At 57.2% G+C, this 250-nt stretch carries 1 protein-coding gene; it reads right to left on the reverse strand.

From position 1 onward, the window contains the following. Positions 1-52: 52 nt before the first annotated feature. Positions 53-250: hypothetical protein (locus SB816_RS33760; RefSeq protein ID WP_410548472.1), on the reverse strand; the 198-nt coding region annotated here is incomplete at its 5' end.

The raw sequence follows: 250 nt of genomic DNA on the forward strand, positions 1-250 counted from the left end.
TCCTAAGCGGTTTATTGCGTTTCATTGACGACGACTACTCGGCGATACCCTTCTATTCGTCGAGCTCGTTTCGTGTGACGCTCGCCAACTCGTGGAGCCCCTCGGCGCGGCCTGGCTCCTCGTCAGCGGCCAGAATAACCGCGTAGAAGGCGGCCCGAGATATTTCTTTTTTAGACGCAGCAGCGTGTTTCTTTCTGACCGCGTCTACGAGATCCTTCGGTCGCATTCCCGGGAGAGCGAGTTCGGCGAT

It is taken from the genome of Achromobacter sp. SIMBA_011, assembly GCF_046535435.1.
Classification (GTDB): domain Bacteria; phylum Pseudomonadota; class Gammaproteobacteria; order Burkholderiales; family Burkholderiaceae_B; genus Achromobacter; species Achromobacter dolens.